This is a genomic window from Amycolatopsis sp. 195334CR (genome assembly GCF_017309385.1).
Taxonomy (GTDB): Bacteria; Actinomycetota; Actinomycetes; order Mycobacteriales; family Pseudonocardiaceae; genus Amycolatopsis.
This window is the reverse complement of sequence record NZ_JAFJMJ010000003.1, coordinates 151813-177762: the sequence shown is the minus strand read 5'-3', so window position 1 is coordinate 177762 and position 25950 is coordinate 151813. Positions and strand designations below refer to the sequence as shown.

Below are 25950 nucleotides of genomic sequence, written 5' to 3'. Positions count from 1 at the left end.
CCGGTGCGAACTTCCGCGAGACTGCTCCGCCTGCTGAGCCTGCTGCAGCTCCACCGCGAGTGGGCGGGTGCCGACCTCGCCGCCCGGCTGGAGGTGGACGTGCGGACCGTGCGCCGCGACGTGGATCGCCTGCGGGACCTGGGTTATCCGGTGCACTCCACGCCCGGGGTGGCGGGCGGGTACCGGCTCGGCGCGGGCGCCGCGCTGCCGCCGCTGCTGCTGGACGACGAGGAGGCCGTCGCCGTCGCGGTCAGCCTGAGCACCGCCGCGGGCGGCACGGTGACCGGTATCGAGGAGACCTCGGTGCGCGCGCTGATGAAGCTCGAACAGGTGCTGCCCGCCCGGCTGCGCCACCGCGTCGACGCGCTGCGCTCGGTGCTGCTGCCGCTCGGCGGCGGGGTGTCCGCGGTGGACCCGGCCAAGCTGACCGCGATCGCCGCGGCCTGCCGGGACACCGAGAAGCTGCGGTTCGCCTACGCCGCCGGGGACGGCACGGCCACCGAACGCCGGGTCGAGCCGCTGAAGCTCGCCTGCACCGGCCGCCGCTGGTACCTGCTCGCGTGGGACGTCGACAAAGCGGCGTGGCGCACCTTCCGGATCGACCGGATCACCGACGAACCGAGGATCGCGGGCCGGTTCACCCCGCGCGAACCGCCGTCGGCGGACCTCGGCGCGTACCTCACGCGGCAGCTGTCCAGCGCGCCCTACCGGTACCAGTGCCGGGTGAAGCTGCACGCGCCCGCGAGCCGCGTCACCGAACTGGTCGGTGCGGCGATCGGTGAGGTGGAGCCGATCGACGAGCACACCTGCCGCCTGCACGCCGGTGGCGCGCGGATCGAGGAAATCCCGTTCTACCTGGCCAGGTTCGGCTGCGACTTCGAGGTGGAGCACCCGCCGGAGCTGGCCGCGCACGTGCGCGAGCTGGCCGCGCGGTTCGGCCGGGCTGGCTGACCGACCGCTTAGTATGTCATCCTGGGGCGGTGCGCACCCCTCGTCAGCCGGACTTGGCGCCCAGCATGTTGAGCACCAGCCCGGCGTACTCGCGGCCCAGTGCCGCCGGTGACTTGCGCATGCGCTCGCTGTACCAGCGCGCCACGTCGACCCCGAGGGAGAGCACCGCCCTGGCGGCCGTGCGCGGCTCCGGCACGGTGAACTCACCCGCCGCCACGCCCTCGGCGATCAGCTCGCGGACCAGCTGCTCGATGCGCCGCCGCAGCCGCCCGACCTCCTCGTACTCGGCCTCGGGCAGCGCCTGCAGTTCGTACTGCACCACCCTGGCCACGGTGTGCCGCCGCGCGTGCCAGGCCACGAAGTCCTCGACCAGCGCGGTCATCTTCGCCGTCGCCGGGTCCGGCCGGGCCATCACCCGCTCGACCAGGTGCAGCGTCTGCTCGTGGCCGTACTTGCTGATCGCGAACAGCAGCGCCGCCTTGGACGGGAAGTGCACGTACAACGCGGCCGGGCTCATCCCGGCGCGGCCGGCGATGTCCCGCGTGGTGGTGGCGTGGAACCCGCGCCGGGCGAAGGACTCGACCCCGGCCAGCATCAGCCGCCGGGCCGCGTCGGGCTGCACGTCGGGCCACAGTTCGCTGGACAGCTCGGCCGACACCGCGCCGCTCGGCTCGCTCATCGCGGCACACCTTTCCGATCCCGGGCGGGCTTGACAGGGCGGCCCGCCGCTGAACAGTGTAAGCGAGCGCTTAGCTCGATCCTGAAGGTGATTAAGGAGAACGCCCCCGTGAACTCGTTGAAGGACCGCGTCGCGATCGTCACCGGCGCGAGCCGCGGCATCGGCCTCGGCATCGCGCGCACCCTGGTCGACCGCGGCGCCAAGGTCTGTATCACCGCGCGCAAGCCGGAACCGCTGGCCGAGGCGGTCGCCGAACTCGGCGGCCCGGACCACGCCATCGCCGTGCCGGGCAAGGCCGACGACCCCGCGCACCAGGCCGAGACGGTGGCCAAGGTGGTGGAGACCTTCGGCAGCCTGGACATGCTGGTGAACAACACCGGCATCAACCCGGTCTTCGGGCCGACGCTGGACATCGACGCCGAGGCGGCGGCGAAGATCCTCGCGGTCAACGTGCTGGCACCGCTGGCCTGGACCCGCCAGGCGCGCGACGCGTGGATGGGCGAGCACGGCGGTTCGGTGGTCAACGTGGCCTCGGTCGCCGGGCTGGGCGCCTCGCCGGGCATCGGCATGTACGGCATCAGCAAGGCCGCGCTGATCCGGCTGACCGTGGAGCTGGGGTACGAACTGGGCCCGGGCATCCGGGTCAACGCGGTCGCCCCGGCCGTGGTCAAGACCAAGTTCGCCACCGCGCTGTACGAGGGCAAGGAGGCGGAGGTTTCGGCCGAGTACCCGATGAAGCGCCTCGGGCTGCCCGAGGACATCGCCGGCGCGGTCGCCTTCCTGCTCTCCGACGAGGCGGGCTGGATCACCGGGCAGACCATGGTGCTCGACGGCGGCCGCACGCTGGCGGGTGGCCTGTGAGCGAGGAGCTGAAGGACGCCGGGATCGTCGTCACCGGTGGTGGCGCGGGCATCGGCGCGGCGATGGCGCGCCGGTTCCACGCCGAGGGCGCGCGCGTGGTGGTCGCCGATCTCGACGGCGACGCGGCCGCCGCGGTGGCCGAGGAGATCGGCGGCACCGCGGTCGCCGGAGACGCCGCCGGGGTGGACGGGGTCGAGCGGTTGCTCGCCCGTGCGCGCGAGGTGCTCGGTGAGATCGACGTCTTCTGCGCCAACGCCGGGATCGCGCCGCTGGGCGGGGCGGACAGCCCGGAGGAGGTGTGGGCGCGCACCTGGGACGTCAACGTGATGGCCCACGTCCGCGCGGCGAACGCGCTGCTGCCGTCGTGGCTGGAGCGCGGGCGGGGCCGGTTCGTCGCCACGGTGTCCGCGGCCGGGATCCTGACCAGCCTGGGCTCGGCGCCGTACTCGGTGACCAAGCACGGCGCGCTGGCGTTCGCCGAATGGCTCAGCGCCACCTACCGCCACCGCGGCATCGACGTGCACGCGGTGTGCCCGCAGGGGGTGCGCACGAACATGCTGGCCAACACCGGCAAGGGCGGCCAGTTGCTGATGGGCGCCTCGGCGATCGAGCCGGAGCAGGTGGTCGACGCGCTGCTCGACGCGATCGGCGAGAAGCGGTTCCTGGTGCTGCCGCACCCGGAGGTGGCCGAGTACTACGCCGCCCGCGCCACCCAGACCGATCGCTGGCTGGGCGGGATGAACAAGCTGCAGCGGAAGGTCGAAGCGCTCGGGGAGTGAGATGAGCGAGGACTGGCTGGCCGAGGTCGCCGAGATCGCCCGGCGGCGGGACCTGGCCCACCGCATGGGCGGACCGGCCAAGATCGCCCGCCAGCACGCGGCCGGGCGGCTCACCGTGCGCGAGCGGATCGAGGCGCTGGCCGATCCCGGCACCTTCGACGAGATCGGCGTGCTGGCCGGCTTCGGCGAGTACACCGAGGACGGTGCGCTGGATTCGTTCACCCCGGCCAACTTCCTGGTCGGCACCGCGCGGCTGGACGGCAGGCGGGTGGCGCTCGGCGCGGACGACTTCACCGTGCGCGGCGGGGCCGCCGACGCCGGGATCATCGGCAAGCAGGTGCTCGCCGAACGGCTGGCGAACGAACTCGGGATGCCGCTGGTCCGGTTGATCGAGGGCACCGGCGGGGGCGGCAGCGTGAAGTCGCTGGAGGACTACGGCTTCACCTACATGCCGTTCAACCCCGGCTGGGATCTGGTGGTGGACAACCTTTCCGCGGTGCCGGTGGTGTCGGCCTGCTTGGGGCCGGTGGCCGGGCTGGGTGCGGCTCGGGCGGTGATGTCACACCTGTGCGTGCTGGTCGAAGGGGCCGGGCAGCTGTTCGTCGCCGGGCCGCCGCTGGTCCGGCACGCCACCGGGGAGGATCTGTCCAAAGAGGAGCTCGGCGGCGCCGCGGTGCACCGGCGCAGTGGGGCGGTCGAGCGGATCGTGGGCAGCGAGGCCGAGGCTTTCGCGGTGACCAAGGCCTTCCTGTCGTACCTTCCCTCCAATGTGGATTCGCTGCCGCCGGTGGTGCCGTCCACGGACGATCCGGCGCGGGCCGAGGAGTCGCTGATCTCGCTGGTGCCGCGCAACCGGCGCAAGCCGTACCGGCTGCGGCCGTTGCTGGACGCGGTGTTCGACGCGGGTTCGGTGTTCGACTACGCGTGCTACGGCGGTTCGGCCTACACCGGCCTGGCGCGGCTGGACGGGCACCCGGTCGGGGTGATCGCCACTGACCCGTACCGCGGAGCGACGCTGACCGCCGAGGGCGCCGACGCGATCACCCGGCTGGTCGACCTGTGCGAGACCTTCCACCTGCCGCTGGTCAACCTGACCGACCAGGCGGGCATGGTGATCGGCCTGGCGGGGGAGAAGCGCGGTTCGATCCGGCGCGGGGCAAGGGCGATCACCGCCGTCTACCAGGCGCGGGTGCCCTCCGCCGAGGTGATCGTGCGGCGGGTGTTCGGCGTCGGCGGGGCCGGGATCACCAACCGGCACCGGCTGGTCCGGCGCTGGGCGTGGCCCTCGGGTGACTGGGGTTCGCTGCCGGTCGAAGGCGGGATCGAAGCCGCCTACCGCGCCGAACTGGAGGCGGCCGAGGACCCCTCGGCCCGGCTGGAAGAGATCCGGGAGCGGCTGGACCGGGTGCGGTCGCCGTTCCGGACCGCGGAGAAGTTCGGCGTGGAGGACGTCATCGATCCGAGGGAAACCCGGGCCCGCCTGTGCGACTGGGTGACCGACGCGTACCGGGTGCTGCCGAAACTGCTCGGCCGCCCCTCGTTCGGGGTTCGCCCCTGAGGCGGGTTTCCGCGGGGAGGGGTCCCGGGCGGCGTGGTTAGCGTCGCGTGAATGGGTTCCGGTGAACAGCCGTCCGCGCGGACCGCGATGCTGGCCGTGGTGCTCGCCGCCGTGATGGGCGCCTTCTTCACGGCCGGGGTGCTCAGCGGCATCGACGACCTCGTGGTGCGGGCCTGGCTCGGCGGGTCGCTGGCGTTGACGCTGGTCTGGTTGTTCCTCGACGCCGTGTGCGCGGTGGGCTGCCTGCTCGGCGCGGTCCTGCTGGGCACCCGCAAGCCGGTCGGCCGGGTGCTCGTCGTCTTCGGCGCGGCGGTGGTCGTGCTCCGGCTGGTGCTGGGCTCGGTCGTCGCGGTGGGCCAGACCGGCGGGGCGGTGGTGCTCCTCGGCGCGGCGGTGCTCGGCCTGGTCCCGGTGAGCACCCTGGTCGCGGTGCTGCGGCCCGCGACGAAGGCCTGGCTCACCAGCCGGCCCACGCAGATGTCGTTTTTCCGCTAGCGCGGGCGCCCCGGCGCGGCGATGCTGGGGCGGTGCAGGAAGTACACGAGGACACCGAACGCTGTGTGCGGGCCGTGCGGTCGAAGGACGCCCGGTTCGACGGCTGGTTCTTCACCGCGGTGCTGACCACGCGGATCTACTGCCGCCCCAGCTGCCCGGTGGTGCCGCCCAAGGTGGAGAACATGCGCTTCCTGCCCAGTGCGGCGGCCGCCCAGCAGGCCGGGTTCCGCGCCTGCAAGCGCTGCCGTCCCGACGCGAGCCCCGGCTCGCCGCGCTGGAACGAGCGGGCCGACCTGGTGGCCAGGGCGATGCGCCTGATCGCCGACGGGGTGGTCGACCGCGACGGCGTCGACGGGCTCGCGCGCCGGCTCGGCTACAGCGTCCGCCAGGTGCAGCGGCAGTTGCTCGCCGAACTCGGCGCCGGGCCGCTGGCGCTGGCCCGCGCGCAACGCGCCCAGACCGCCCGCCTGCTGATCGAAACCAGCGCGCTGCCGATGAGCGAAGTGGCGCTGGCGGCCGGATTCGCCAGCCTGCGCACGTTCAACGACACCGTGCGCGAGGTCTTCGCGATGTCGCCGACCGAACTCCGCCGCCGCGTGGGAAAGGGCGGGCCCGCGTCGGGAACGCTGTCGCTGCGCCTTCCGTTCCGTGCCCCGCTGTACGCCGACGGGTTGTTCGACACGCTCGTCGCCGAGGCGCTGCCGGGGGTGGAGGAGTGGCGCGACGGTGCGTACCGGCGCACGTTGAGGCTGCCGAACGGTCCGGCGATCGTCTCGCTGCGCCCGATGCCGGGGCACATCGCCGCCGAGCTGTCGCTGACCGACCTGCGCGACCTCCACACCGCGATCAACCGCTGCCGCCGGCTGCTCGACCTCGACGCCGATCCGGAGGCGGTCGACGCCCTGCTGGCCGAGGACGCCGCGCTCGCCCCGCTGATCGCCGCGCACCCCGGCCGCCGGGTGCCGCGCACGGTGGACGGCGCCGAGTTCGCGCTCCGCGCGTTCGCGGGGGAGGAAGCGGCGGCACTGGTCGCGAAGCACGGTGAGCCCATCGACGATCCCGCGGGCGGGCTTTCCCTGCTCTTCCCCGAACCGACCGCGCTGGTCGACGAGGAACCGGTCGCCGGGCTGGCGCGTGCCCTCGTCGACGGCGAACTCGAACTCGGCGCGGGAAGCGACTGGACGCGGGCCAGAGAACAGCTGGCCGCCCTCGACCCGGCCAAGGTGGAGCTGATCGCGATGCGCGCGCTGGGCGATCCGGACGCCTTCCCCCGCCCTGGAGGCGGGCAGCGGTGGCGGCCGTGGCGGGCCTACGCCGCGCAATACCTTGAGAACCGTGACATGGAAAGGGAAATCGCATGAACAGGGTCCACGCGGTGGTGGACAGCCCGGTGGGCGAGCTGACCCTGGTCGCCGCGGGCGACCGGCTGGCCGGTGTCTACATGGAACAGCAGCGGCACCGGCCGCCGGAGGAGAGCTTCGGCCTGCGCGACGAGACGCCGTTCGCGGTGGCGCCGTTTACAGAGACCGCGCGGCAGCTCGAAGAGTACTTCGACGGCAGGCGCACCGAGTTCGACCTGCCGCTGCACTTCGACGGCACCGAGTTCCAGCGTTCGGTGTGGACCGAGTTGTCCCGGATCCCGTTCGGGGAAACGGTTTCCTACGCCGAACTGGCGGCGAGGATCGGGAAGCCGAGCGCGGTGCGCGCGGTCGGCGCGGCCAACGGGCGCAACCCGATCAGCATCATCGTGCCGTGCCACCGGGTGATCGGCAGCGGCGGCAGCCTCACCGGTTACGGCGGTGGGCTGCCGCGCAAGCAGTTCCTGCTCGCCTTCGAGGGTGTGCCGGGTCAGCTTTCGCTGGGGTAGGGCGGAAACGCCGGCGGGCGGCGCTCGTTCCAGCTGCGCACGCCCTCGGCGAGTTCCGGGCGGTCGAACGACTCGAGCATCAGCTCGGTGGCCCGCCGGGCGGATTCGGCCAGCGGCAGCGCCGCCTCCTCCCGGAGCTGGTCCTTGATCAGCGCCATCGACCGGGGCGCGCTGTAGGTGGCGAGTTCGCCCGCGTACGCCGTCGCGGCGGCGAGCAGGTCCTCCGGCGGCAGGACCTCCTGCACCAGCCCGTAGTCCAGCGCCTGCTCGGCGGTGAACGTCCGTCCGGACAGCAGCAGGTCCAGCGCGCGGCCCCGGCCCACCAGTTCGGGCAGCAGCTTGGCGATCCCGTACTCGGCGATCAGCCCGCGCCGCACGAACGCGGTGGTGAACTTGGCGCCCGCCGCGGCGAACCGGACGTCGGCCGCGCAGGCGACCACAAAACCGAGCCCCGCGCAGCCGCCGTTGATCGCGGCGACCACCGGCTTCGCCACCGTCGCGGCGGCGAGCACATCGGCGTACCCGCCGTCCTCGGCGGTCAGGTCCTGGTCGGCCACGCCGGTGGCGCCGATGCCGGCGAGCGCGTCGAGATCGGCACCGGGGCAGAACGACCGGCCGTCGCCGGTGACCACCACCGCGCGCACGGCCGGGTCCTGCTCGGCCGCCCGCAACACCTTGCCGTAGCGCGTGCGCATGGCCGGGTCCATCGCGTTGTGCCGTTCGGGGCGCTCGAAGGTGAGCGTGGCGACTCCCGCCGTGAGGGCGTAGCGGACCCCGTCGACCAGAGTGGTTTCGGACATCTGGGACCTCCTTCTCCGTCAACAGACTAAGCGGTTGCTTAGGTCCGCGTCGAGGCGTAGCTTCGCGGGGTGAACTGCGCCGAACGGCTGACCGCGGCCGAAAACCTTCGCTCGATCGAGGTGCTCGGCGAGCTACCGGAGACGGTGAGTGGCAAGATCCTGCGCCGGGAGTTGCGGGCACGCGGATGAGCAGCGGCCCGGTGTACGTACAGTGATCACCGCATCGGTACGCTCAGCGTTCGATGAGGGTCGGCTCGCCGCAGGTGAGCCGGGTGACGTGAAGGGGACCGGGCGATGACTCGAGCCAACACCCGCAAGCCGGGCACCACGGTCGAGGAGAACGGTTACGCTCCGGGGTCGGTGCCGCGGCGGTTGCTTTCGGTGGCCACCAAGCTTTTCGCGAAGAAGGGCTTCGACCGCACCTCGGTGCAGGAGATCGTCGAGGCGGCCGGCGTCACCAAGGGCGCGATGTACCACTACTTCGGTTCGAAGGACGATCTGCTCTACGAGATCTACGCGCGGGTGCTGCGCGAGCAGACCGAACAGCTGGAGCGCCTGATGGCCGGCGACGCGCCGCTGGCCGAGCGGCTCAGCGCCGCCGCGTCGGACGTCGTGGTCAGCACGATCGCCAACCTCGACGACGCCACCATCTTCATGCAGTCGATGCACCACCTGAGCCCGGAGAAGCAGAAGTCGGTGCGCGCCGAGCGCCGCAAGTACCACGAGCGGTTCCGCTCGCTGATCGAGGAAGGGCAGTCCAGCGGCGAGTTCCGCGCCGACAAGCCCGCTGATCTGGTGCTGGACTTCTTCTTCGGCGGGGTGCACCACCTCGGCTCGTGGTACCGGCGCAGCGGCTCGATGTCCGCCCAGCAGGTCGGCGACCACTACGCGGACCTGTTGCTCTCCGCGCTGCGCCCCCTCTAGAGATCTCTTCAATACGGCACGACGGCGCGCGGGAAGATGTCGTCGAGGCGGCGTTCGACGACGGTTCCCGGCGGGTAGTGGGCGGCCAGCCGGAGCAGGCTGGCGGCCAGTTCACCGGCGATGTCGGGCGGGAAGCCCTGCTGGTCGAGGCTGGAGCGGATGGCCTCGGTGTAGTCGGCCTCGGTGAAGCCCGGGCGTTCCACCACCATCGCGGTGGTGCCCGCCCGGTGGGAGTTCATCCCGGAGAAGGCGCGGCCGCACCCGCACCCGCCGTCCGGGTCGGCCTGGTCCTCGCTGCAGACCAGGCCGATCCAGACCAGTTCCCCGTCGGTGCAGTAGCTGAAGTCGTTCCCGCGGCTGCCCTGGGTCACCGAGGTCGCGACGAGCAGTTTCATGGCTTCCTCCGGATCGGCGAATCACCTGCCTCACCAGTACCACCCGCCACCGACAAAACCCACCGCCAGCCGGGCTCCACCCGGTTGCTCGGTCTCAGGCGGGGAGCTCCAGCAGGGTGGCGAGCGCGGCCCGGTGCCGCCCGGCGGTGCCCAGGGCGAGCTGGTTCGCCTTCGCCCGCTTCAGGTACAGGTGCGCCGGGTGCTCCCAGGTCATCCCGATCCCCGCGTGCAACTGGACGCACTCCTCCGCCGCGTGCACCGCGACCTCCGAGCACAGCGCCTGCGCCACCGCCGCGGCCACCGGCAGGTCCTCGTCCCCGCGTGCCAGGCAGTCGGCCGCGTACCGCGCCGCGGCGCGGGCCGAGACCAGGTCCAGCCACACGTCCGCCAGCCGGTGCTTCAGCGCCTGGAACGAGCCGACCGGCCTGCCGAACTGGTAGCGCCCCTTCAGGTACCGCACCGTTTCCTCGAGGCACCACTCCGCCAGCCCCAGCTGTTCCGAGGCCAGCAGCGCGGCCCCGGCGGTCAGCGCCGCGGTCAGCGCTTCGGCCGCCGCCGCGTCGGTGGCGATCGGCGTGCCCTGGGCACCGGACAGCGTCACGTCCGCCACGCGCCGGGTCAGGTCCAGCGAAACCAGCTCCGTCACGGTGAACCCGGACTCCACCACGTAGAGCCCGTCACCGGCGGGCACCACCAGGTAGTCCGCCACCGAAGCGTCGGCGACCGTGCCCACGCGGCCGGTCAGCACCCCGTCCGCAACCTCCACAGTGGACTCGAACCCGCCGGGACCACTGGACAGCGGCACGGCCAGCACGGCGGTCGCGGCGCCCGAGGCGAGCTTGCCCAGCAGTTCGTGGTCGGTGCCGCTGGCGAGCAGCGCGTTGGTGGCCAGCACCGCGCTGCCGAGGAACGGCACCGGCGCCACACTGCGGCCCAGTTCTTCCAGCACCAGCGCGACTTCCCGCGCCGACGCGCCGTGCCCGCCGCGGTCCTCGGGAACCTGGAGCCCGGCGGCCCCGAGATCCCCGGCCAGCGCGCGCCACAGCTTCAGGTCGTACGGTTCGGCGCTTTCGGCCCGCTTCAGCAACGCGGCGGGCTCGCAGTGGTCGGTGAGCAGCGACCGCACACTGGCCCGCAGATCGTCCTCGACGTCGGAGTACAACAGGTCCGCGGTCATCGGGGCAGGTCCTTCCAGGCGACGTCCTTGTCCACGCGCGGCTCGGACGGCAGCCCGAGCACCCGCTCCGAGATGATGTTGCGCAGGATCTCCGAGGTGCCGCCCTCGATCGAGTTCCCCTTGGCGCGCAGGTAGCGGTACCCCGCCTCACGGCCGGTGAAGTCCACTTTGTCCGGACGGCGCATGGTCCAGTCGTCGTAGTGCAGTCCCGCTTCGCCGAGCAGTTCCAGCTCCAGCCCGGAAATCTCCTGGTTCAGGCTGGAGAAGGCGAGCTTCATGCCCGAGCCCTCCGGACCGGGGGAGCCCGCCGCCAGCTGCTGGCGCAGCCGCGTCCCGGCCAGCCGCACGCCCTCGGCACGCACCCACAGCCGGAGCAGCCGGTCGTGCAGTTCCGGCGTGCGCAGCTCCGGCCGGTCCCGCCACAACTTCGCCACGATGCCGATCATGCCGCCCTCGCGCGGGAGCGCGTGCCCGCCGATGGCCACCCGCTCGTTCATCAGCGTGGTCTGCGCGACGCGCCAGCCATCGCCGACCTCACCGAGCCGGTTCGCGTCCGGGATGCGCACCCCGGTCAGGAAAACCTCGTTGAACTCCGCCTCGCCGGTGATCTGGCGCAGCGGCCGGACCTCCACGCCGGGCGCGTGCATGTCGCAGATGAAGTAGGTCATGCCCTGGTGCTTGGGCACGTCCGGATTGCTGCGGGTGACCAGGATGGCGAACCGCGCGGTGTGCGCGCTGGAGGTCCACACCTTCTGCCCGGTCACCACCCAGTCGTCCCCGTCTCGCACCGCGCGAGTGCCCAGCGCCGCCAGGTCCGAACCCGCGCCCGGTTCGGAGAACAGCTGGCACCACACCTCCTCGCCGGTCCACAGTGGACGAAGGTAGCGCTGGTGCTGCTCGGCGGTGCCGAAGCGCAGGATGGTCGGCGCGGCCATGCCGAGGCCGATGCCGATGCGCCGGGGGTCGTTGTCCGGGGCGCCCGCGGCCGCCAGTTCGGCGTCCACAACGGACTGGAGCGCCCGCGGCGCGTCCAGCCCGCCGAGGCCTTCGGGGAAGTGCACCCAGGCCAGCCCGGCGTCGAACCGGGCCCGCAGGAAGGCGAGCCGGTCGGCGAAACCGTGCTCGGCGAGCAGCTTCTTCGTCCGCTCACGCAGTTCGTCGGCGGTGACCGTCATTTCGCACGCTCCGTCCGGTACTGCTTGAGTTCGCGGTGCGCCAGCGAGCGCTTGTGCACCTCGTCGGGGCCGTCGGCCAGTCGCAGCATGCGCGCGGACATCCACAGCTCGGCCAGCGGGAAGTCCTGGCTGACCCCGCCCGCGCCGTGGGCCTGGATGGCCTTGTCGATGATCCACTCCACCGAGGCCGGGGTGGCGATCTTGATCGACTGGATCTCGGTGTGCGCGCCCTGGTTGCCCACGGTGTCCATCAGCCATGCGGTTTTGAGCACCAGCAGCCGCAGCTGCTCGATGCGCACCCGCGACTCGGCGATCCAGTCCTGCACCACGCCCTGCTCGGCGATCGGCTTGCCGAAGGCGGACCGCGACAGCGTTCGCTCGCACATGAGCTTCAGCGCCCGCTCGGCCATGCCGATCAACCGCATGCAGTGGTGGATCCGGCCGGGGCCGAGCCGCGCCTGGGCGATGGCGAACCCGCTGCCCTCCTCGGTGAGCAGGTTCTCCGCGGGCACCCGGCAGTTCTCGAACACGACCTCGGCGTGCCCGCCGTGGTCGCCGTCGCTGTAGCCGAACACCTTCATCCCGCGCTTGACCGTCATGCCGGGGGTGTCGCGGGGGACCAGGATCATGCTCTGCTGCCGGTGCGCGGGCGCGTCCGGATCGGTTTTGCCCATCACGATGAAGATCTGGCAGTTCGGGTTCATCGCGCCGGAGATGAACCACTTGCGGCCGTTGAGCACGTACTCGTCGCCGTCGCGCTCGATCCGGGTGGAGATGTTGCGCGCGTCGGAGGAGGCCACGTCCGGCTCGGTCATCGCGAACGCCGAGCGGATCTCCCCGTCCAGCAACGGCTGCAGCCACTGCTTGCGCTGCTGCTCGGTGCCGAACATGGCCAGCACCTCCATGTTCCCGGTGTCCGGCGCGGCGCAGTTCAGCGCGGCGGGTGCCAGGCGCGGGCTGTGCCCGGTGATCTCGGCCAGCGGCGCGTACTGGAGGTTGGTCAGGCCACCGCCGTGCTCGCCGGGCAGGAAGAAGTTCCACAGCCCGCGCCGGCGCGCCTCGGCCTTGAGCTCCTCGACGACCGGCACGCTGGTCCACTCGCTGTCGCGTTCCTCGAGCTGCTCCTCGAACACCGCCTCGGCCGGGTAGACGTGCTCGTCCATGAAGGACAGCAGCCGCTCGCGGAGTTCCTCGGTCTTCGCGTCGTAGGCGAATTCCATCGTCACTTCTCCTCTTTGAGAATCTCGTTGCCGTGTGCGACCAGCGGAGCCACCCCGGCCCCGACCTTCTCGAACCCCTCGCCGACCGTTTTCCCCTGGGTGAAGCGGAAGTAGATGCCTTCGAGGATCACCGCGAGCTTGAAGAAGGCGAAGCCGACGTACCAGTTCAGCTTCGCCACGTCCCGGCCGGAGCGCTCGGCGTAGCGGGAGACCACCTCGTCCGAGGTCGGGTACCCGGGCGCCGAGGTGGCGCTGGAGACAAAACCGAGGTTCACCGCGTCCCGTTCGGCGTAGGCCAGCAGCAGCGCGACGTCGGTGAGCGGGTCGCCGAGGGTGGACATCTCCCAGTCCAGCACCGCGTTGATCCGGTCGTCGCTCCCGACGAGCACGTTGTCCAGCCGGTAGTCGCCGTGGATCACCGTCGGGGACGGCGAAACCGGCACCGCGGCGGCCAGCCGGTCGTGCAGCCGGTCGATCCCGGGGACCTCCCGGCTGCGCGAACCATCCAGCTGCTTCTTCCACCGCCGCAGCTGCCGCTCCAGGAAGCCGTCCGGGCGGCCGAAATCGCCCAGCCCCACCGAAGCCGGGTCCACCGCGTGCAACTCGACCAGGGTGTCCACCAGCGCGAGCGCGATGTCGCGGGTGCGCCGCTCACCGAGTCCGACCATCTCCTCGCGGGAGCGGTACGGCGTGCCCGCGACGAACTCCATCAGGTAGAACGGCGCGCCGAGCACCTCGGTGTCCTGGCACAGCAACAGGGTTTCCGGCACCGGCACCGGGGTCGGGTGCAGCGCGGTGATCACCCGGTGCTCGCGCGCCATGTCGTGCGCGGTGGGCAGCACGTGCCCCAGCGGCGGGCGGCGGACCACCCACTGCCCGGTGCCGTCACCGACCACGTAGGTGAGGTTGGACCGGCCGCCCTCGACCACGGTGCCGTGCAACGGGCCCGACAGCAGTCCGGGCCGCACCTCGTCCACGTGCGCGCGCAGGCGCTCGAGATCGAGTCCGGGCAGGTCTTCGCGGGTGGCCATCTGCTCTCCTGTCGCCTCGGTCCGGTCCGGATAGCATACCGACTAGTCGGTATGGGGTACAGCCGGGTGGGGCCGCCGCCGTGTGCTCAGCGGATCAGCCTGGCCACGGTCTCGGCCACGCAGGCGGGTTTCGCCTCGCCGTCGATCTCGATGGTCCACCGCACCACGGCCTGCTTGCCGCCGGGCACGTCGGTCACCTCGACCAGTTCCGCGCCGGCGCGCACCTTGGCGCCGACCCGGACCGGCTGCGGGAACCGCACCTTGTTCAGGCCGTAGTTGATGCCCATGGACAGGTTCTCGACCCGGTAGATGCCCTGCCCGAACTTCGGGATCAGCGACAGCGTCAGGTAACCGTGCGCGATGGTGCCGCCGAACGGCCCGGCCGCGGCCCGTTCGGCGTCCAGGTGGATCCACTGGTGGTCGCCGGTGGCGTCGGCGAACTGCTGGACCTGCTCCTGGGTGATGGTGGTCCAGTCGCTGTGGCCGAGGTGCTCGCCGATGGCCGCTTCGAAGGCGTCGACGTCGGGGAAGGTGCGCATCGGCCTCAGTCCTTCGGTCCGCCGGCGACGTAGATGACCTGGCCGGAGATGAACCCGGCGCCGTCACCGACCAGGAACGCGACCAGGTTGGCGATGTCGGCGGGCTCACCGACCCGGCGCACCGGGATCTGCTCGGCGGCGGCCTTCTTGAAGTCCTCGAAGGACATGCCCACCCGCTCGGCGGTGGCCGCGGTCATGTCGGTGGCGATGAAGCCCGGCGCGATCGCGTTCGCGGTGACGCCGAACTTGCCCAGCTCGATCGCCAGCGTCTTGGTGAAGCCCTGCAGGCCGGCCTTGGCCGCGGAGTAGTTGACCTGGCCGCGGTTGCCCAGCGCCGAGGTGCTCGACAGGTTCACGATCCGGCCCCAGCCCTGCTCGGTCATGTGCTTCTGGGCCGCGCGGGTCATCAGGAACGAGCCGCGCAGGTGCACCCCGATGACCGAGTCCCAGTCCTGGTCAGTCATCTTGAACAGCAGGTTGTCCCTGGTGATGCCGGCGTTGTTGACCAGCACGGTCGGCGGGCCGAGTTCGGCGGCCACCCGCTCGACCGCGCGCTCGGCCTGCTCGGCGTCGCTGACGTCGAGGCTCACCCCGACCGCGCGGCCACCGGCCGCGGTCAGCGTCTCGGCGCCCTTCGCGACGGCGTCGGCGTCCAGGTCCAGCAGCCCGACGGCGAATCCGTCCGCGGCCAGCCGGGCGGCGACCGCCGCGCCGATACCACGACCGGCGCCGGTGACGATCGCGACACGGGAAGGGGACTGGGTCACTGGTTTCCTCCTACGAGCGAGTACGAAAGCGCGACGGCTTCGAGCATGCGCCCGGCCGCCGCGCTAAGCAAGCGCTTAGGAAGTTACTACCGCGGGTTCGCCCTCGGGTGTGACCTGCGTCATGCGCTCGGTGACCGGCTGCCGCGCCCGCAGCGCGCCGAAGCCGAGCGCGGCGATGGCGAACATCTCGTTCAGCGCCATCAGCCGTTCCACCAGGCCCAGCGGCACGAAGGTCCACCAGGCCTCGCCGCCGGCCAGCATGTTCACCACACCGAGCAGGATCAGCCCGAACCACATCAGCGAGGTGATGCCGAAGAACACCGCGAGCCGGCGGGCGACGGGGGAGTCGCGGAAGACCGCGCGGGCACCGAAGATCACCGCCAGCGGCAGCGCGACGAAGGCGACCACGCTGGCGTAGCGGTGGATCGTGCCGCCGATGCTCGGGCCGATCGCCCAGTTCGTCTTGGGGAACGCCACGATCAGCACCAGGCTCGCCGTCCACAGCGCGCCGAACACGCTCGCCGCGGAGAACCGCTCGATCAGGCCCCGCCGGATCAGCGCGTAGAACAGCAGCGCCGAGCCGATCGCCACCAGCACCAGGCCGAGGTCGAAGATCCACCGGCTGTCGGTGAGCGCGTACTGGCTGATGGTGCGGCGGACCGGGCTGATGTCCGCGGTACCGGGCAGCACGTGCAGCAGGGCGACCAGCACCACGCCGGTGGCCAGCGCGGCGAAGCCCGCGACGGCGTCGGCGGGTGAGGTACGGGCGGGCGGCGTCATGGAACTCCTCGGCGCGCTCGGTGTTTCGTATGTCCGGTTTCGAGGTTATGGACCGAACATGACGAAATCCTGAGAACAAGCTGTCGAGATGCTGCTTGACGCCGGTGGGCGGGTGTGTCAACTTGTATCGCCATGAGCCTGTCAGACAGGCGGACAGGCGCGGTCCCGCCGCGCCGGGTGACCGCGATGGAAGCCGTGCTCGGCGAGATCCGCGGGGCCATCGAGCGCGGTGAGTACGGGGTGGGGGACAAGCTCCCGGCCGAGGCGGCGCTGGCCCAGTCGTTCGGGGTCAGCCGGTCGGTGATCCGGGAGGCGCTGCGCGCGGCGGCGGCACTGGGGCTGACCGTGTCGCGCACCGGCAAGGGCACCTACGTGCAGTCGGCGGGGGCGGCGCAGAACCCGATCTTCGGCTCGTACTCGGCGCGGGACCTGCTGGAGGTGCGGCGGCACGTGGAGATCCCGGTGGCCGGGTTCGCCGCGGTGCGCCGCGGCCCCGACGACCTGGACCGGCTCGCGGAGCTGACCGAGCGCATGCGGCACGAGACCGACGACCTGGCGTGGGTCGCGCTGGACACGCTGTTCCACATCAGCGTGGCGCAGGCGTCCGGGAACCCGGTGTTCGCGAAGGTGATCGAGGAGATCAGGGACGCGCTGCGGCAGCAGTCGTTCTTCCTGAACAAGCTGGGGGACCGGCGGGAGCGGTCGAACCGGGAGCACGAGGCGCTGGTCACCGCGATCCGGGAGGCGGCACCGGAAGCCGCCACCGCCGCCATGACCACGCACCTGGAGCAGGTGGAGAAGACCCTGACCACGATCGTCGCGCCCGGCTGATCGGCCGCGCCGCGGCCGCCGCGATTGCTATGAATGGGGCATTACTAGCGTTGAATGCAAGTAATGCCCCACTCATAGCAATCGCGGCGGCGGGGTCAGAAGGCCGTCGGGGTGGTGGAGCCGACCAGTGACTGGGTCAGCTGGTTGCGGCGGGAGATGCCGAGCTTGCGGTAGATGTTCGTCAGGTGGAACTCGATGGTGCGCCGCGACAGCACCAGCGCCTGCGCGATCTCCGGGTTGCTCTTGCCCTGCGCCGCCAGGGTGGCGATGTTGTGCTCGCGCCGGGTGAGCACCTGCGGCTGCGCCGCGGCGGGGGAGTGCAGCTGCCGGTGGATCCGCCCGGCCAGCGCGATCGCGCCGCAGCTGGTGGCGGTGGACATGGCCTGGTTCAGCATGGTGGCAGCCTGCTCGTGCCCGCCGCTGCCGCCGAGCCGCACCGCCAGTTCCGCCTGCGCCTGCGCGAACTCCAGCTTCGCCTGCGACCGGCCCAGCACGTCGACGGCCTCGGTCAGCAGGTCGATCGAGCGCGCGCCCTCGGTCACCGTGGCCGCGGTGTGCAGTGCGATGCCGAGCGTCCGCGGCAGGCCGCGCTTCCTGGCGAAGGCGAGCTGCGTCTTCGCCAGCAGGATCGCCTCTTCGTGGTTGCCCAGCTGGAACTGCGCCAGCGCCGCCGGGACGCGCCACGGGATCTGCGGGTGGTCGACGTAGCCGAACCGCTCCAGCCGCCGCCCGCAGTCGAGCTGGTCGTTCAGCGCGGCGGTGTGGTTGCCCAGCGACGCGTGCAGCAGCCCGCGCCCGTGCAACGCCATGCAGGTGCGCAGGTAGGTCGACTTGGCGATGTGCCGGTGCCGCGCCAGCAGGCGTTCGGCGGCCTCGGTGTCGTGCTGCACCGCGGCCAGCCGCATCTCGGTGCCGTCGAGCAGCGCCGGGATGATGCCGCGGCGGATCTCGAAGGCCTCCAGCTTGTCGCGCGCGGTCTGCGCGTCGGACCGGGCCGCGGTGAGCTGGCCGACCTGGTACCGGATGTCCGCGCAGTACGCGCTGGCCAGCCCGGTGGCCAGCGGCAGGCTGCGCCTGCGGTCGTCCAGCACCTCCTCGCAGATCTGCAGCGCGAGGTCGTATTCCTCCAAATTGGACAGTGCGCCGACCACCGCGCCGAACGCGCGCAGCTCGCCGAGGTCGTTCAGCGGGCCGGGCGGTGTCGAGTCCAGCGCCAGCCTGCGCAGGGCCGCGGCCGACATGTGGTCCAGCGCCACCGCGCCGTGCTCGGCCACGAAGGCGTTGAGCCGCCGCCGCGCCTGCGGGGTGGAACTGTTGCGGCGCCTCAGGTTCGCCAGCCGCTGCGGCACCGTGGTCGCGGTGTGCGGATCGTGGCGCGAGAGGTAGAGGATCTCGGTTTCCAGTTCCGAGGCCAGTTCCGGGTGCGCCGGGTCGAGCCGGTCGACCGCGTGCTGCAGCACGTTCAGCGACTCGCGGAACCTGTCGCATTCGGACAGTGCGCCGGCCAGCAACGCGGCGATCGCGGCCTGCCGCCGGGGATCGGCCGCCTCGGACTCCACCATGGACAGGTGGTGCACGGCCGCGGGCGGATCGGCGTGGATCTCGGCGGACCCCAGTTCGAACAGCACCTCGTTGCGCTGCTCGGGGGAAAGCGGTTCGTGCAGCACGCGGCGCAGGTGCACCACCGCGGTGTTCGGGTCGCCGTCGGCGATCGCCTCGCGGGCGGCGTTGAGCAGCGTGTGCACCGCCCAGTCCTGGCCCACCTGCCGGGTTTCCTGCAGGTGCGCGGCGACCCTGGCGCACGGCGCGTGCACGCCGTTGAGGAAGCGCGCGGCCTTGGCGTGCGCGGTGTGCAGGTCCTGCGGGGTCAGCCGGCAGGCGATCGCGGCCTGGATCCCGCGTTCGGTGAAGGTCAGCGCCTCGGTCTCGGCGAGCAGGCTCATCTCGCGCAGCCGCCGCGCGGCCCAGAAGGTGGCCGACGCGGGCAGCCCGGCCACCGCCGCCGCCAGTTCGAGATCGGTGTCGGTGCCCTCCAGCGCGGCGATCGCCTGCGCCAGCGCCACCAGCGCGGTGTCCTCCTGCTCCAGCCGGTGGTAGACGGTGGTGGCCAGCTCCTGCGCGCCGAACCGGGACGGGTCCAGCCGCTCGCCGCGAGCGCCGTGGCACGACCGGAGCAGGCCTTCGAGCAGGGCCGGGTTGCCCGCGGTCACGGTGTGGCAGGTGCGCACGAACTCGGGGGAGACGTCCTCGCCGAGCGTGTCGGTGACGATCTCGGTGATCGCGGCGGTGTCCAAGCCGCCGATCTCCAGCTGCCGCGCCCCGGTGACCCCGGGTGCCTTGCCGAACGGGCCGGGGTCGGCGGCACTGGCGGTGAGGATGCCGATGCGCTGCCCGGACAGGCGGCGCGAGACGTAGTCGAGCCATTGGGTGGACAGCGAGTCGGCGAAGTGCACGTCGTCGATCACCAGCAGCAGCGGGGATCCCTCGGCGAGGAACCGCGACAGGTGCCACAGGGAGTGGAAGGTGGAGTGCAGGTCCACCGCGGTGGCCGACGGGCCGGCCTCCAGCACCTCGACGGCGAACGCGGCGGGCCCGCCGAGCAGGCGCTCGCGGTCGGCGGGCGCCGCCTCGAACACCGTGCTCTCCAGCAACTGCCGGACCACGCCGAAGACGAAGTCGCGTTCCAGCCGGGCGGAGCGGGCGGTCAGCACGCGGAAGCCGCGCGCGCACGCGTCGGCGGTGGCCGCGGTGAGCAGGGCGGTTTTGCCCGATCCGACCGTCCCGGTCAGGTTGAGGATGCCCGGGCGGCCGCCGGCCACCGCGTCGAGGTGGTGGCCGAGCGCGCAGAGCTGTTCGGTGCGCCCGCGAAGCCGCGGCGCGTGCTGGGTGGAACCCTCCACGGTTACCTCCCGCGTCCTGTCCGGCTGTCCGACAGGTTCGTGATGGACCATGTCACCGCGTCCGGATGACTGTCAAGGCGTGCGCCGGCCGGGCCGGTGCGGCGCTCAGTCTGCCGGTTTTCGCCGGATACCGCCGTCCGGGTGAGGCAGGCCCCGGTGGCTTCGGTACGCGGAGTGCGCAGATCGGACGAAGGCGGCGGAAAGTGTGATTCTCGCCGGCGAAGCTGCGAGATCGGGGGCGACGGTGTTCACTGTGTTGCGTGCGTGTTTCGCGTTAGAGCGCATTAATGGACACCTCCCGCTGACGGGCCGAACTGCGCGACCGGACCGGTTTGGGCAATCTGTATCTTAGGCGAGCCGGTGAGCCCGTGTGGCGAATTAACATGCACTTAAGGTTGCCTCACCCAGGGCGCCACCGGGGGCGCCCCGGGTGGTCCGCAGCTCCACGGGCAGGTCACCGCCCGTGCGCGGAAACTACCGTTCGTGATCATCCACTGTGGTGCCGCGCGGCCGCGGCCGATCTTCGCCCGCCCCCGCCGATTCCTGCGTTTTCCTTGGCGTTCAACGGGTTCCCGACCTTTCTGTGACAGTGTTACGCGGCTCGCGGCGGATACTTCCCAACATCTCTGTGGATCGACCTGTGGAGTTCCGCAGTACCTGTGGAGTGACTCATGTGTGACTATAGGTGCACTCGAGCAGTTACCTGAGTCGAGGGACTGGGGCCCGCTGGCTGGGCGCGGAGGACGCCGCGGCGACTCCGCCGCCGGGGTGGGTGGTGAATCGCCACAAGCGATTGATCGCCGGCCCGGCGACCGTCCGGGAAGCGGATTTCGGTCCGAATGCCGGGACTCGCTCGATTGTGAAAGTTTTTCGAGTTTGGCCGGCCGGAGTCGGGGTGAATGTTCGTGAGGTTCTGCGTTCTCGGTTCTCTGGAGATAGTGGACGACGGGCCGCCGGTGGAACTGAGCGGGGTGAAGCAGCGGGCCGTGCTGGGCTACCTGCTGCTGCACGCGAACAACGTGGTGCCGACCAGTCACGTGGTCAAGGCGCTGTGGGCCGACGGCGTGCCCTCGACCGGGCGCAAGATGGTGCAGAACGCGGTCTCCGGCATCCGCCGCACCCTGGCCTCCCGCCCGCACGCCCCCGGCCGCACCCCGATGCTGCTCACCCACGCCCCCGGTTACCTGCTGCGCGTCGACCCCGAGTCGGTCGACCTGCACCACTTCCAGACCCTCGCCGAACGCGGCCGCGCCGAACTCGCCGAAGGGCTGGCCGAACCGGCCGCCCGCACCCTGCGTGAGGCGCTCGGCCTCTGGCGCGGGCCCGCGCTGGCCGATCTGGTCGAGACCGGGATCGCCTGGCCGGAACTGGCCGCGCTGGAGAAGGTCAAGCTGGTCGCGCTGGAGGACCGGTTCGAGGCGGAGCTGAGCTGCGGGCGCCACCACGAGGTGATCGCCGAACTGGAGGAGGTGGTCGCCGCCGAACCGCTGCGCGAGCGGCTGTGCGGGCAGTTGATGCTCGCGCTCTACCGGTCCGGCAGGCAGGCCGACGCGCTCGACGCCTACCGCCGCACCTACGCGCTGCTGGTCGACGGCCTCGGCATCGAGCCGGGCCGCGAACTGCGTGAACTGCAGCGGATGATCCTCAACCAGGACGCCGCGCTGACCGTGTCCGCCGGGCAGATCCGCGTGGCCACCGCGCTGGCGCCGCGCACCATTCCCGGGCAGCGCCAGCTTTCCCCGGAACCGCCCGCCCGGGCGGAGAAGCCGGTCGAGCCGGTGGAGACGGTGGCCGCGGCCCCGGTCACCGCCGTGCGGATGCCGCCGTCGGCCCCGGCCGACGCCAGGGCCGAACGCAAGAACGTCAGCGCGGTACTGGTTTCCGCGCACCTCGGCCCCGGCATGGACACCGCCGATCCCGAGGACGTCGACGAGGCGATGCGCGGGATCGGCACGATCATCGGCGGCGAGGTCCGCCGGTTCGACGGGGTGGCCGGCGGTTCGATCGGCCCGACCTACCTGATGTTGTTCGGGGTGCCGCGCAACCACGAGAACGACGCCGAGCGCGCGGTGCGGGCCGCGCTGGCCATCCGCGACCGGTTCCTCGCCGACGAGATCCCGGAACTGGGCAGCCGCGCGGCCACCGGGATCAGCGTCGGCGTGGCGGTGGCGACCGGCAGCGCGCTGGTCCGCTACGCCGCGGCGGGCTGTGACGCGCCGCCGGTGGTGACCGGTGCGGTGATCCACGGCTGCGCGAAACTGCTGAACGCGGTGCCCGCCGGTGACGTCCTGGTCTGCGACGCCACCCGGCACGCCACCGCGGCGGCCATCACCTACGCCCCGGTGCCCGGCGGCGGGCGTGGCGCGCTGGCGGTGGCGCCGGCGCCGCGGTCGATCGCCACGCCGGAGGCCGGTGCGGGCAGGCTGGTCGGCCGGGACCACGAACTGCAGGTGCTGCGCAGCCTGCTCGGCCAGGTCCGCGGCTGGCGGCGGCCGCACCTGGTGACCCTCCTGGGCGAACCGGGGATCGGCAAGAGCAGGCTGCTGGCCGAGTTCGGCAGCCAGGCCGCCGAGCGCGGGGAGATCGCCGCCGTGCTGACCGGCAACACCCAGCCGTTCGCGGCCGGTGCGCCGTACGCCGCGCTGACCGGGGTGCTCCGCGAGCACTGCGGGTTCTCCGCCACCGATCCGGCGGTGCGGGTGCGGGAGAAGATCGCCGCCGCCATCGACGGGCTCGCGGTGCCCGCCGAGGCGGCCGCCTGGATGCGGGAGAACCTGTGCCGCCTGGCCGGGCTCGGGGAACGGCCCGCCGATCCGGGTCAGCTGCTGGCCGCGTGGTGCCGGTTCGTCGAAGCCATCGCGGTCGCCGGTCCGGTCGTGGTGGTGCTGGAGGACCTGCACTGGGCCACCGACGAACTGCTGGACTTCGTCGACGAGCTGTCCGACCACGCCGCGCCGGTGCCGTTGTTCGTGGTGGCCACCGCGCGCCCGGAACTGCTGCAGCGGCGTCCCGGCTGGGGCGGGGGACGGCGGCACGCCACCACCACGACGATGGATCCCTTGTCGGACAACGCGATCACCGGCATCCTGCGGCACCTGGTGGCGGGCGGCACCGAGGACGCCGAGGACACCGACCCGATCGTCGCCGACTCGCTGACCGAGTTCTGCCGGGTGCTGGCCGCGCGGGTGGGCGGCAACCCGCTGTTCGCCGTGGAGTACGCCCGCGTGCTGGCCGACCGGTTGCGCAGCGGCGACTGGCCCGACGCCGGACGCGACCAGCTCCCGTTGCCGCAGGCGGTGCACAGCGTGATCGCCGCCCGGCTGGACACCCTGCCCGAGGCGGACAAGGCGGTGCTGCTGGACGCGTCGGTGGTCGGCGAGCCGGTGACCCCGGCGGTGGTGGCCGCGGTCGGCGAACGCGACCAGGCCGAGGTCGCGCGCTCGCTGGGCAATCTGGAAAGACTGGAGTTCCTGCGCCGGGCGCGCCCGGCCGGTGCCTCGGGCGAGGCGGCCTACACCTTCGGCCACTCACTGGTCCGGGACGTGGCCTACGCGCAGTTGCCGCGGTCCGAACGCGCGGACAAGCAGCGCCGGGCACGGGAATGGGGCGCGGTGGGCTGGGATTCGGCGCTGGCCGAGGAGAAGTGCGCGTCCTGACCGGTTGCGCGTGCTGACCGAGTGCGCCGAGGAGGCAGGTGTGGACCCCTTCCTGGACGATCCCGACGCGCGGTACCTGGTGCTGGAGAGCGCGAGCGGGGAGCACTCGCTGTGGCCGTCGTTCGTGGACGTGCCCCGCGGGTGGCGGGTGGCCCTGCCCGCCACCTGGCGGCCCGAGGCGATCGCGTTCATCACCGCGAAGCGGACCGACCGGCTGTTCGCCGACGAGCCGGCGGCGGCGGTCTGACCTGCGGCGACAACGCCGAGTTACTGGCGGGTGGCCGGCGGGTGGACAGCGAACCCCCGGTTGGCCTTTGCCCCCGCGTCCCCGGCTGCCTACCTTGGGTGGCAGGGCCGGTCGGGGCGGGCCGGTGCCTGGAGCCGAGTGCAGGGAAGGTCGGCGCTGATGAGCAATCCGTTCGCGGATCCCCGGGGCCGGTTCGTGGTGCTGCTGAACGAGAACGGCCACTACTCGCTGTGGCCCTCGTTCGTCGAGGTACCCGAGGGGTGGGCCACGGTGCTGGAGGAGTCCCCGCGGCAGGACGCGCTGGACTACATCCAAGCCAGTTGTGTGACGGGCCGGAGGCCGGGTACCCGGATCGCGTAAGCAACCGCAACCGCGATCGAGGAGTACAGGGTGGGCACGATCACCGAGACCGTGGAAGTCGGCGTACCGGTTTCCACCGCGTACAACCAGTGGACCCAGTTCGAGTCCTTCCCGCAGTTCATGGAAGGCGTCGAGGAGGTCCGGCAGCTCGACGACACGCACACCCACTGGCGGGTGAAGATCGGTGGCGCGGAACGGGAGTTCGACGCCACGATCACCGAACAGCACCCCGACGAGCGGGTCGCGTGGCGGTCCGACGACGGGCCGCGGCACGCGGGCGTCATCACCTTCCACCGCATCGACGACAACCGGACGCGGGTGACCGCGCAGCTGGACATCGATCCCGAGGGCTTCGTGGAGAACGTCGGCGACAAGCTGGGCGTGCTCGACCGCCGGATCAAGGGCGACATGAAGCGGTTCGAGGACTTCATCGAGAACCAGGGCCGCGAAACCGGCGGCTGGCGCGGGGACGTGCCGCGTCCCGGCAACTGACCCAAGTGGACACGAAGGTGGCTTCCGGGGAACCCTCGGAAGCCACCTTCGTTTTTCGCGGCGCCAGTGCGCGTTTCACGACCTAGCGGCCGAGTGCGCGCTGCAGCTCCTTTTTGGTCATCGTGGACCGGCCTTTGATGTTGCGCTTCTTCGCGTCGTTGTAGAGCTGTTCCTTGGTCGGGCCGCCGGGGCCCTGGCGGTTGCCCGAGCGCTTGCCACCGCGGTGCTGCGGTGAGACGTCCCGGGTGGAGGATTTGCTGGCCTGCTGGGATTCGCCCGACTGCGCGCGGTTCTTGTTCACCGTGCGCGCGGCGATCTCCTCGGCGCGGTCCTCGCTGGCGCCCCGTTGTTTCTGGCTCGATTTGATGTGCTTGTACTGGCGTTCTCGTTTGTCGCTCCAGGCTTGCTGTGGCATTTCTCCGCCTCCCTGTCGGGTTTCCTGCGGTTGTCCGGGTACCCGGCACCGGAGCGGGCAAACAGCCTGATTGGGGGGCCGGTGACCGGGGTAGCCGGTGGTCAGGAAGTCACGGGAGGTAGTAACGATGACCCAGACCCAGGACGACCGTTCGGTCTCCCAGCTGGTGGGGGACGCGTCCGAGCAACTGAGCAGGCTGGTCCGCGACGAAATGCGCCTGGCCACCGCGGAACTCCAGCGCAAGGGCAAGAGGATGGGCGCGGGCGCCGGCCTGGCCGGTGCGGCCGGGTTCGTCGCGGTGCTCGCCGTGGTGACCCTGGTCGCCGCCGCGGTGCTCGGCCTGGCGGTGGTGCTGCCGGGCTGGGCCGCCGCGCTGATCGTGGCCGGGGCGCTGCTGCTGGTGGCCGGGATCGCCGCGCTGGCCGGGCGCGCGCAGCTCAAGCGCGCCACCCCGCCGGTGCCGGAGGAAGCCATGTCCAGCGTGCGGACCGACGTCAAGGTGCTGAAGGAGAGTGTGCACTCATGAGCGGCGGCAAGAGCAGTGCCGAGAAAGCCGGGTTCCCGCACGACGCCGAACAGGCGCGGGTGGACATCGAACTGACCAGGCAGGAACTCGGGGAAACCGTGGAAGCCTTGGCGCACAAGGTGAACGTGCCCGCGCGGGCCAAGGAACAGGCTCAGCAGGCGGCGGTGTCGGTGCGCCGCAACCCGTGGCCGGTCGCCGGTGGCGGCGCCGCGGTGCTCGCCCTGATCGTGCTGCTGATCGTGCGCAGGAGCCGGAAATGAACAAGATGTTGTACAAACCGCTCGGCCTGGTGGTCAGTTCCCTCGGCGGGATCGCCGCCAGCATGCTGTTCAAGCAGATCTGGCGCCGGGTCTCCGGGGAGGACGACGCCCCGGACGCCACCGACGCCAAGTACGGCTGGGCCGAGGTGGTGGTCGCCGCCGCGGTGCAGGGCGCCATCTTCGGCGCGGTCAAGGCCGCGGTCGACCGGGCCGGGGCCGAGGGCTACCGCAAGGCGACCGGCGACTGGCCCGGCGACGAGTAGCG

General features: G+C 71.8%; 28 protein-coding genes. 16 read left to right on the top strand and 12 right to left on the bottom strand.

Annotated elements, in window-relative coordinates:
• Nucleotides 1-3: 3 nt before the first annotated feature.
• The gene (locus tag JYK18_RS37940; protein ID WP_206808615.1) at nucleotides 4-951 is read left to right on the top strand and encodes a YafY family protein; all 948 of its coding nucleotides are present in this window, start codon (nucleotides 4-6) and stop codon (nucleotides 949-951) included.
• Nucleotides 952-994: 43 nt separating this feature from the next.
• Here JYK18_RS37940 and JYK18_RS37935 read toward each other — a convergent pair whose 3' ends face one another.
• A complete protein-coding gene (locus JYK18_RS37935) occupies nucleotides 995-1630 on the bottom strand; it encodes a TetR/AcrR family transcriptional regulator (RefSeq protein ID WP_242583931.1) in 636 nt (211 codons plus the stop codon).
• A 108-nt stretch (nucleotides 1631-1738) separates the two neighbouring features.
• On the opposite strand from JYK18_RS37935, the gene JYK18_RS37930 reads away from it, so the two are divergent.
• The 6 genes from JYK18_RS37930 to JYK18_RS37905 are packed head-to-tail and all read left to right on the top strand — an operon-like array spanning nucleotide 1739 to nucleotide 7190.
• Nucleotides 1739-2491 carry an SDR family oxidoreductase gene (locus JYK18_RS37930; RefSeq protein ID WP_206808614.1) on the top strand — a complete coding sequence of 251 codons (753 nt, stop codon included), beginning with the start codon at nucleotides 1739-1741 and terminating at the stop codon, nucleotides 2489-2491.
• Nucleotides 2488-3270: an SDR family oxidoreductase gene (locus JYK18_RS37925; protein ID WP_206808613.1), complete on the top strand. Its 783-nt coding sequence runs from the start codon at nucleotides 2488-2490 to the stop codon at nucleotides 3268-3270. The genes JYK18_RS37930 and JYK18_RS37925 overlap by 4 nt, the downstream gene beginning before the upstream one ends.
• Nucleotide 3271: 1 nt before the next feature.
• A complete protein-coding gene (locus JYK18_RS37920) occupies nucleotides 3272-4828 on the top strand; it encodes an acyl-CoA carboxylase subunit beta (RefSeq protein WP_206808612.1) in 1557 nt (518 codons plus the stop codon).
• 51 nt (nucleotides 4829-4879) lie between these two features.
• Nucleotides 4880-5323, top strand: a complete 444-nt coding sequence (locus JYK18_RS37915) for a hypothetical protein (RefSeq protein ID WP_206808611.1) — start codon at nucleotides 4880-4882, stop codon at nucleotides 5321-5323.
• Between the two features lie 32 nt (nucleotides 5324-5355).
• Nucleotides 5356-6684, top strand: coding sequence for an AlkA N-terminal domain-containing protein (locus JYK18_RS37910; protein ID WP_206808610.1), 1329 nt, complete (start codon nucleotides 5356-5358; stop codon nucleotides 6682-6684).
• Nucleotides 6681-7190, top strand: coding sequence for a methylated-DNA--[protein]-cysteine S-methyltransferase (locus tag JYK18_RS37905; RefSeq protein WP_206808609.1), 510 nt, complete (start codon nucleotides 6681-6683; stop codon nucleotides 7188-7190). Before JYK18_RS37910 ends, JYK18_RS37905 begins: the two co-directional genes overlap by 4 nt.
• Here JYK18_RS37905 and JYK18_RS37900 read toward each other — a convergent pair.
• Nucleotides 7172-7990 carry an enoyl-CoA hydratase-related protein gene (locus JYK18_RS37900; protein ID WP_206808608.1) on the bottom strand — a complete coding sequence of 273 codons (819 nt, stop codon included), beginning with the start codon at nucleotides 7988-7990 and terminating at the stop codon, nucleotides 7172-7174. The two genes, JYK18_RS37905 and JYK18_RS37900, sit on opposite strands and share 19 nt — an antisense overlap.
• Before the next feature lie 294 nt (nucleotides 7991-8284).
• On the opposite strand from JYK18_RS37900, the gene JYK18_RS37890 reads away from it, so the two are divergent.
• Nucleotides 8285-8914, top strand: coding sequence for a TetR/AcrR family transcriptional regulator (locus JYK18_RS37890; RefSeq protein WP_206808607.1), 630 nt, complete (start codon nucleotides 8285-8287; stop codon nucleotides 8912-8914).
• An 8-nt stretch (nucleotides 8915-8922) separates the two neighbouring features.
• Here JYK18_RS37890 and JYK18_RS37885 read toward each other — a convergent pair whose 3' ends face one another.
• The 8 genes from JYK18_RS37885 to JYK18_RS37850 all read right to left on the bottom strand — a co-directional run bounded on the left by JYK18_RS37885 (nucleotide 8923) and on the right by JYK18_RS37850 (nucleotide 15998).
• Nucleotides 8923-9309 carry a hypothetical protein gene (locus tag JYK18_RS37885; RefSeq protein WP_206808605.1) on the bottom strand — a complete coding sequence of 129 codons (387 nt, stop codon included), beginning with the start codon at nucleotides 9307-9309 and terminating at the stop codon, nucleotides 8923-8925.
• A 94-nt stretch (nucleotides 9310-9403) separates the two neighbouring features.
• Nucleotides 9404-10486, bottom strand: coding sequence for an acyl-CoA dehydrogenase family protein (locus tag JYK18_RS37880; protein WP_206808602.1), 1083 nt, complete (start codon nucleotides 10484-10486; stop codon nucleotides 9404-9406).
• Nucleotides 10483-11661, bottom strand: coding sequence for an acyl-CoA dehydrogenase family protein (locus JYK18_RS37875; protein WP_206808599.1), 1179 nt, complete (start codon nucleotides 11659-11661; stop codon nucleotides 10483-10485). The genes JYK18_RS37880 and JYK18_RS37875 overlap by 4 nt, the downstream gene beginning before the upstream one ends.
• On the bottom strand, nucleotides 11658-12881 hold the full coding sequence (locus JYK18_RS37870; RefSeq protein ID WP_206809922.1) for an acyl-CoA dehydrogenase family protein: 1224 nt from the start codon (nucleotides 12879-12881) through the stop codon (nucleotides 11658-11660). Before JYK18_RS37870 ends, JYK18_RS37875 begins: the two co-directional genes overlap by 4 nt.
• Before the next feature lie 2 nt (nucleotides 12882-12883).
• On the bottom strand, nucleotides 12884-13912 hold the full coding sequence (locus JYK18_RS37865) for a phosphotransferase family protein (protein WP_206808592.1): 1029 nt from the start codon (nucleotides 13910-13912) through the stop codon (nucleotides 12884-12886).
• Between the two features lie 86 nt (nucleotides 13913-13998).
• On the bottom strand, nucleotides 13999-14451 hold the full coding sequence (locus tag JYK18_RS37860) for a MaoC family dehydratase (RefSeq protein WP_206808590.1): 453 nt from the start codon (nucleotides 14449-14451) through the stop codon (nucleotides 13999-14001).
• Nucleotides 14452-14456: 5 nt separating this feature from the next.
• A complete protein-coding gene (gene fabG, locus JYK18_RS37855) occupies nucleotides 14457-15218 on the bottom strand; it encodes a 3-oxoacyl-ACP reductase FabG (protein ID WP_206808588.1) in 762 nt (253 codons plus the stop codon).
• 75 nt (nucleotides 15219-15293) lie between these two features.
• The gene (locus JYK18_RS37850; protein WP_206808585.1) at nucleotides 15294-15998 is read right to left on the bottom strand and encodes a DUF998 domain-containing protein; all 705 of its coding nucleotides are present in this window, start codon (nucleotides 15996-15998) and stop codon (nucleotides 15294-15296) included.
• 186 nt (nucleotides 15999-16184) lie between these two features.
• Between JYK18_RS37850 and JYK18_RS37845 the strand changes: the two genes are divergently transcribed.
• Nucleotides 16185-16829 carry a FadR/GntR family transcriptional regulator gene (locus JYK18_RS37845; protein ID WP_206809921.1) on the top strand — a complete coding sequence of 215 codons (645 nt, stop codon included), beginning with the start codon at nucleotides 16185-16187 and terminating at the stop codon, nucleotides 16827-16829.
• A 95-nt stretch (nucleotides 16830-16924) separates the two neighbouring features.
• Here the strand turns inward: JYK18_RS37845 and JYK18_RS37840 are convergent, their stop codons facing one another.
• Nucleotides 16925-19729 carry a LuxR family transcriptional regulator gene (locus tag JYK18_RS37840; protein WP_206808584.1) on the bottom strand — a complete coding sequence of 935 codons (2805 nt, stop codon included), beginning with the start codon at nucleotides 19727-19729 and terminating at the stop codon, nucleotides 16925-16927.
• Nucleotides 19730-20634: 905 nt separating this feature from the next.
• On the opposite strand from JYK18_RS37840, the gene JYK18_RS37835 reads away from it, so the two are divergent.
• The 4 genes from JYK18_RS37835 (at nucleotide 20635) to JYK18_RS37820 (ending at nucleotide 24484) form a co-directional block, all read left to right on the top strand.
• Entirely contained in the window at nucleotides 20635-23385 is a 2751-nt protein-coding gene (locus JYK18_RS37835) for a BTAD domain-containing putative transcriptional regulator (RefSeq protein ID WP_206808581.1), read from the top strand.
• Between the two features lie 40 nt (nucleotides 23386-23425).
• Entirely contained in the window at nucleotides 23426-23632 is a 207-nt protein-coding gene (locus JYK18_RS37830) for an MbtH family NRPS accessory protein (RefSeq protein ID WP_206808579.1), read from the top strand.
• Between the two features lie 159 nt (nucleotides 23633-23791).
• On the top strand, nucleotides 23792-23992 hold the full coding sequence (locus JYK18_RS37825) for an MbtH family protein (RefSeq protein ID WP_206808577.1): 201 nt from the start codon (nucleotides 23792-23794) through the stop codon (nucleotides 23990-23992).
• A 30-nt stretch (nucleotides 23993-24022) separates the two neighbouring features.
• Nucleotides 24023-24484 carry an SRPBCC family protein gene (locus tag JYK18_RS37820; RefSeq protein ID WP_206808574.1) on the top strand — a complete coding sequence of 154 codons (462 nt, stop codon included), beginning with the start codon at nucleotides 24023-24025 and terminating at the stop codon, nucleotides 24482-24484.
• Nucleotides 24485-24566: 82 nt separating this feature from the next.
• Here JYK18_RS37820 and JYK18_RS37815 read toward each other — a convergent pair whose 3' ends face one another.
• Entirely contained in the window at nucleotides 24567-24899 is a 333-nt protein-coding gene (locus tag JYK18_RS37815) for a plasmid stabilization protein (RefSeq protein WP_206808572.1), read from the bottom strand.
• A gap of 127 nt (nucleotides 24900-25026) precedes the next feature.
• Here JYK18_RS37815 and JYK18_RS37810 point away from each other — a divergent pair, with 127 nt between their 5' ends.
• From JYK18_RS37810 to JYK18_RS37800, 3 genes are read left to right on the top strand one after another with little or no spacing between them, the layout of a single operon-like run.
• Complete coding sequence (locus tag JYK18_RS37810; RefSeq protein WP_206808570.1) at nucleotides 25027-25425, top strand: phage holin family protein; 399 nt, start codon at nucleotides 25027-25029, stop codon at nucleotides 25423-25425.
• Complete coding sequence (locus JYK18_RS37805) at nucleotides 25422-25685, top strand: DUF3618 domain-containing protein (protein WP_206808568.1); 264 nt, start codon at nucleotides 25422-25424, stop codon at nucleotides 25683-25685. The genes JYK18_RS37810 and JYK18_RS37805 overlap by 4 nt, the downstream gene beginning before the upstream one ends.
• Nucleotides 25682-25948 carry a DUF4235 domain-containing protein gene (locus JYK18_RS37800; protein ID WP_206808565.1) on the top strand — a complete coding sequence of 89 codons (267 nt, stop codon included), beginning with the start codon at nucleotides 25682-25684 and terminating at the stop codon, nucleotides 25946-25948. Before JYK18_RS37805 ends, JYK18_RS37800 begins: the two co-directional genes overlap by 4 nt.
• Nucleotides 25949-25950 lie beyond the last annotated feature (2 nt).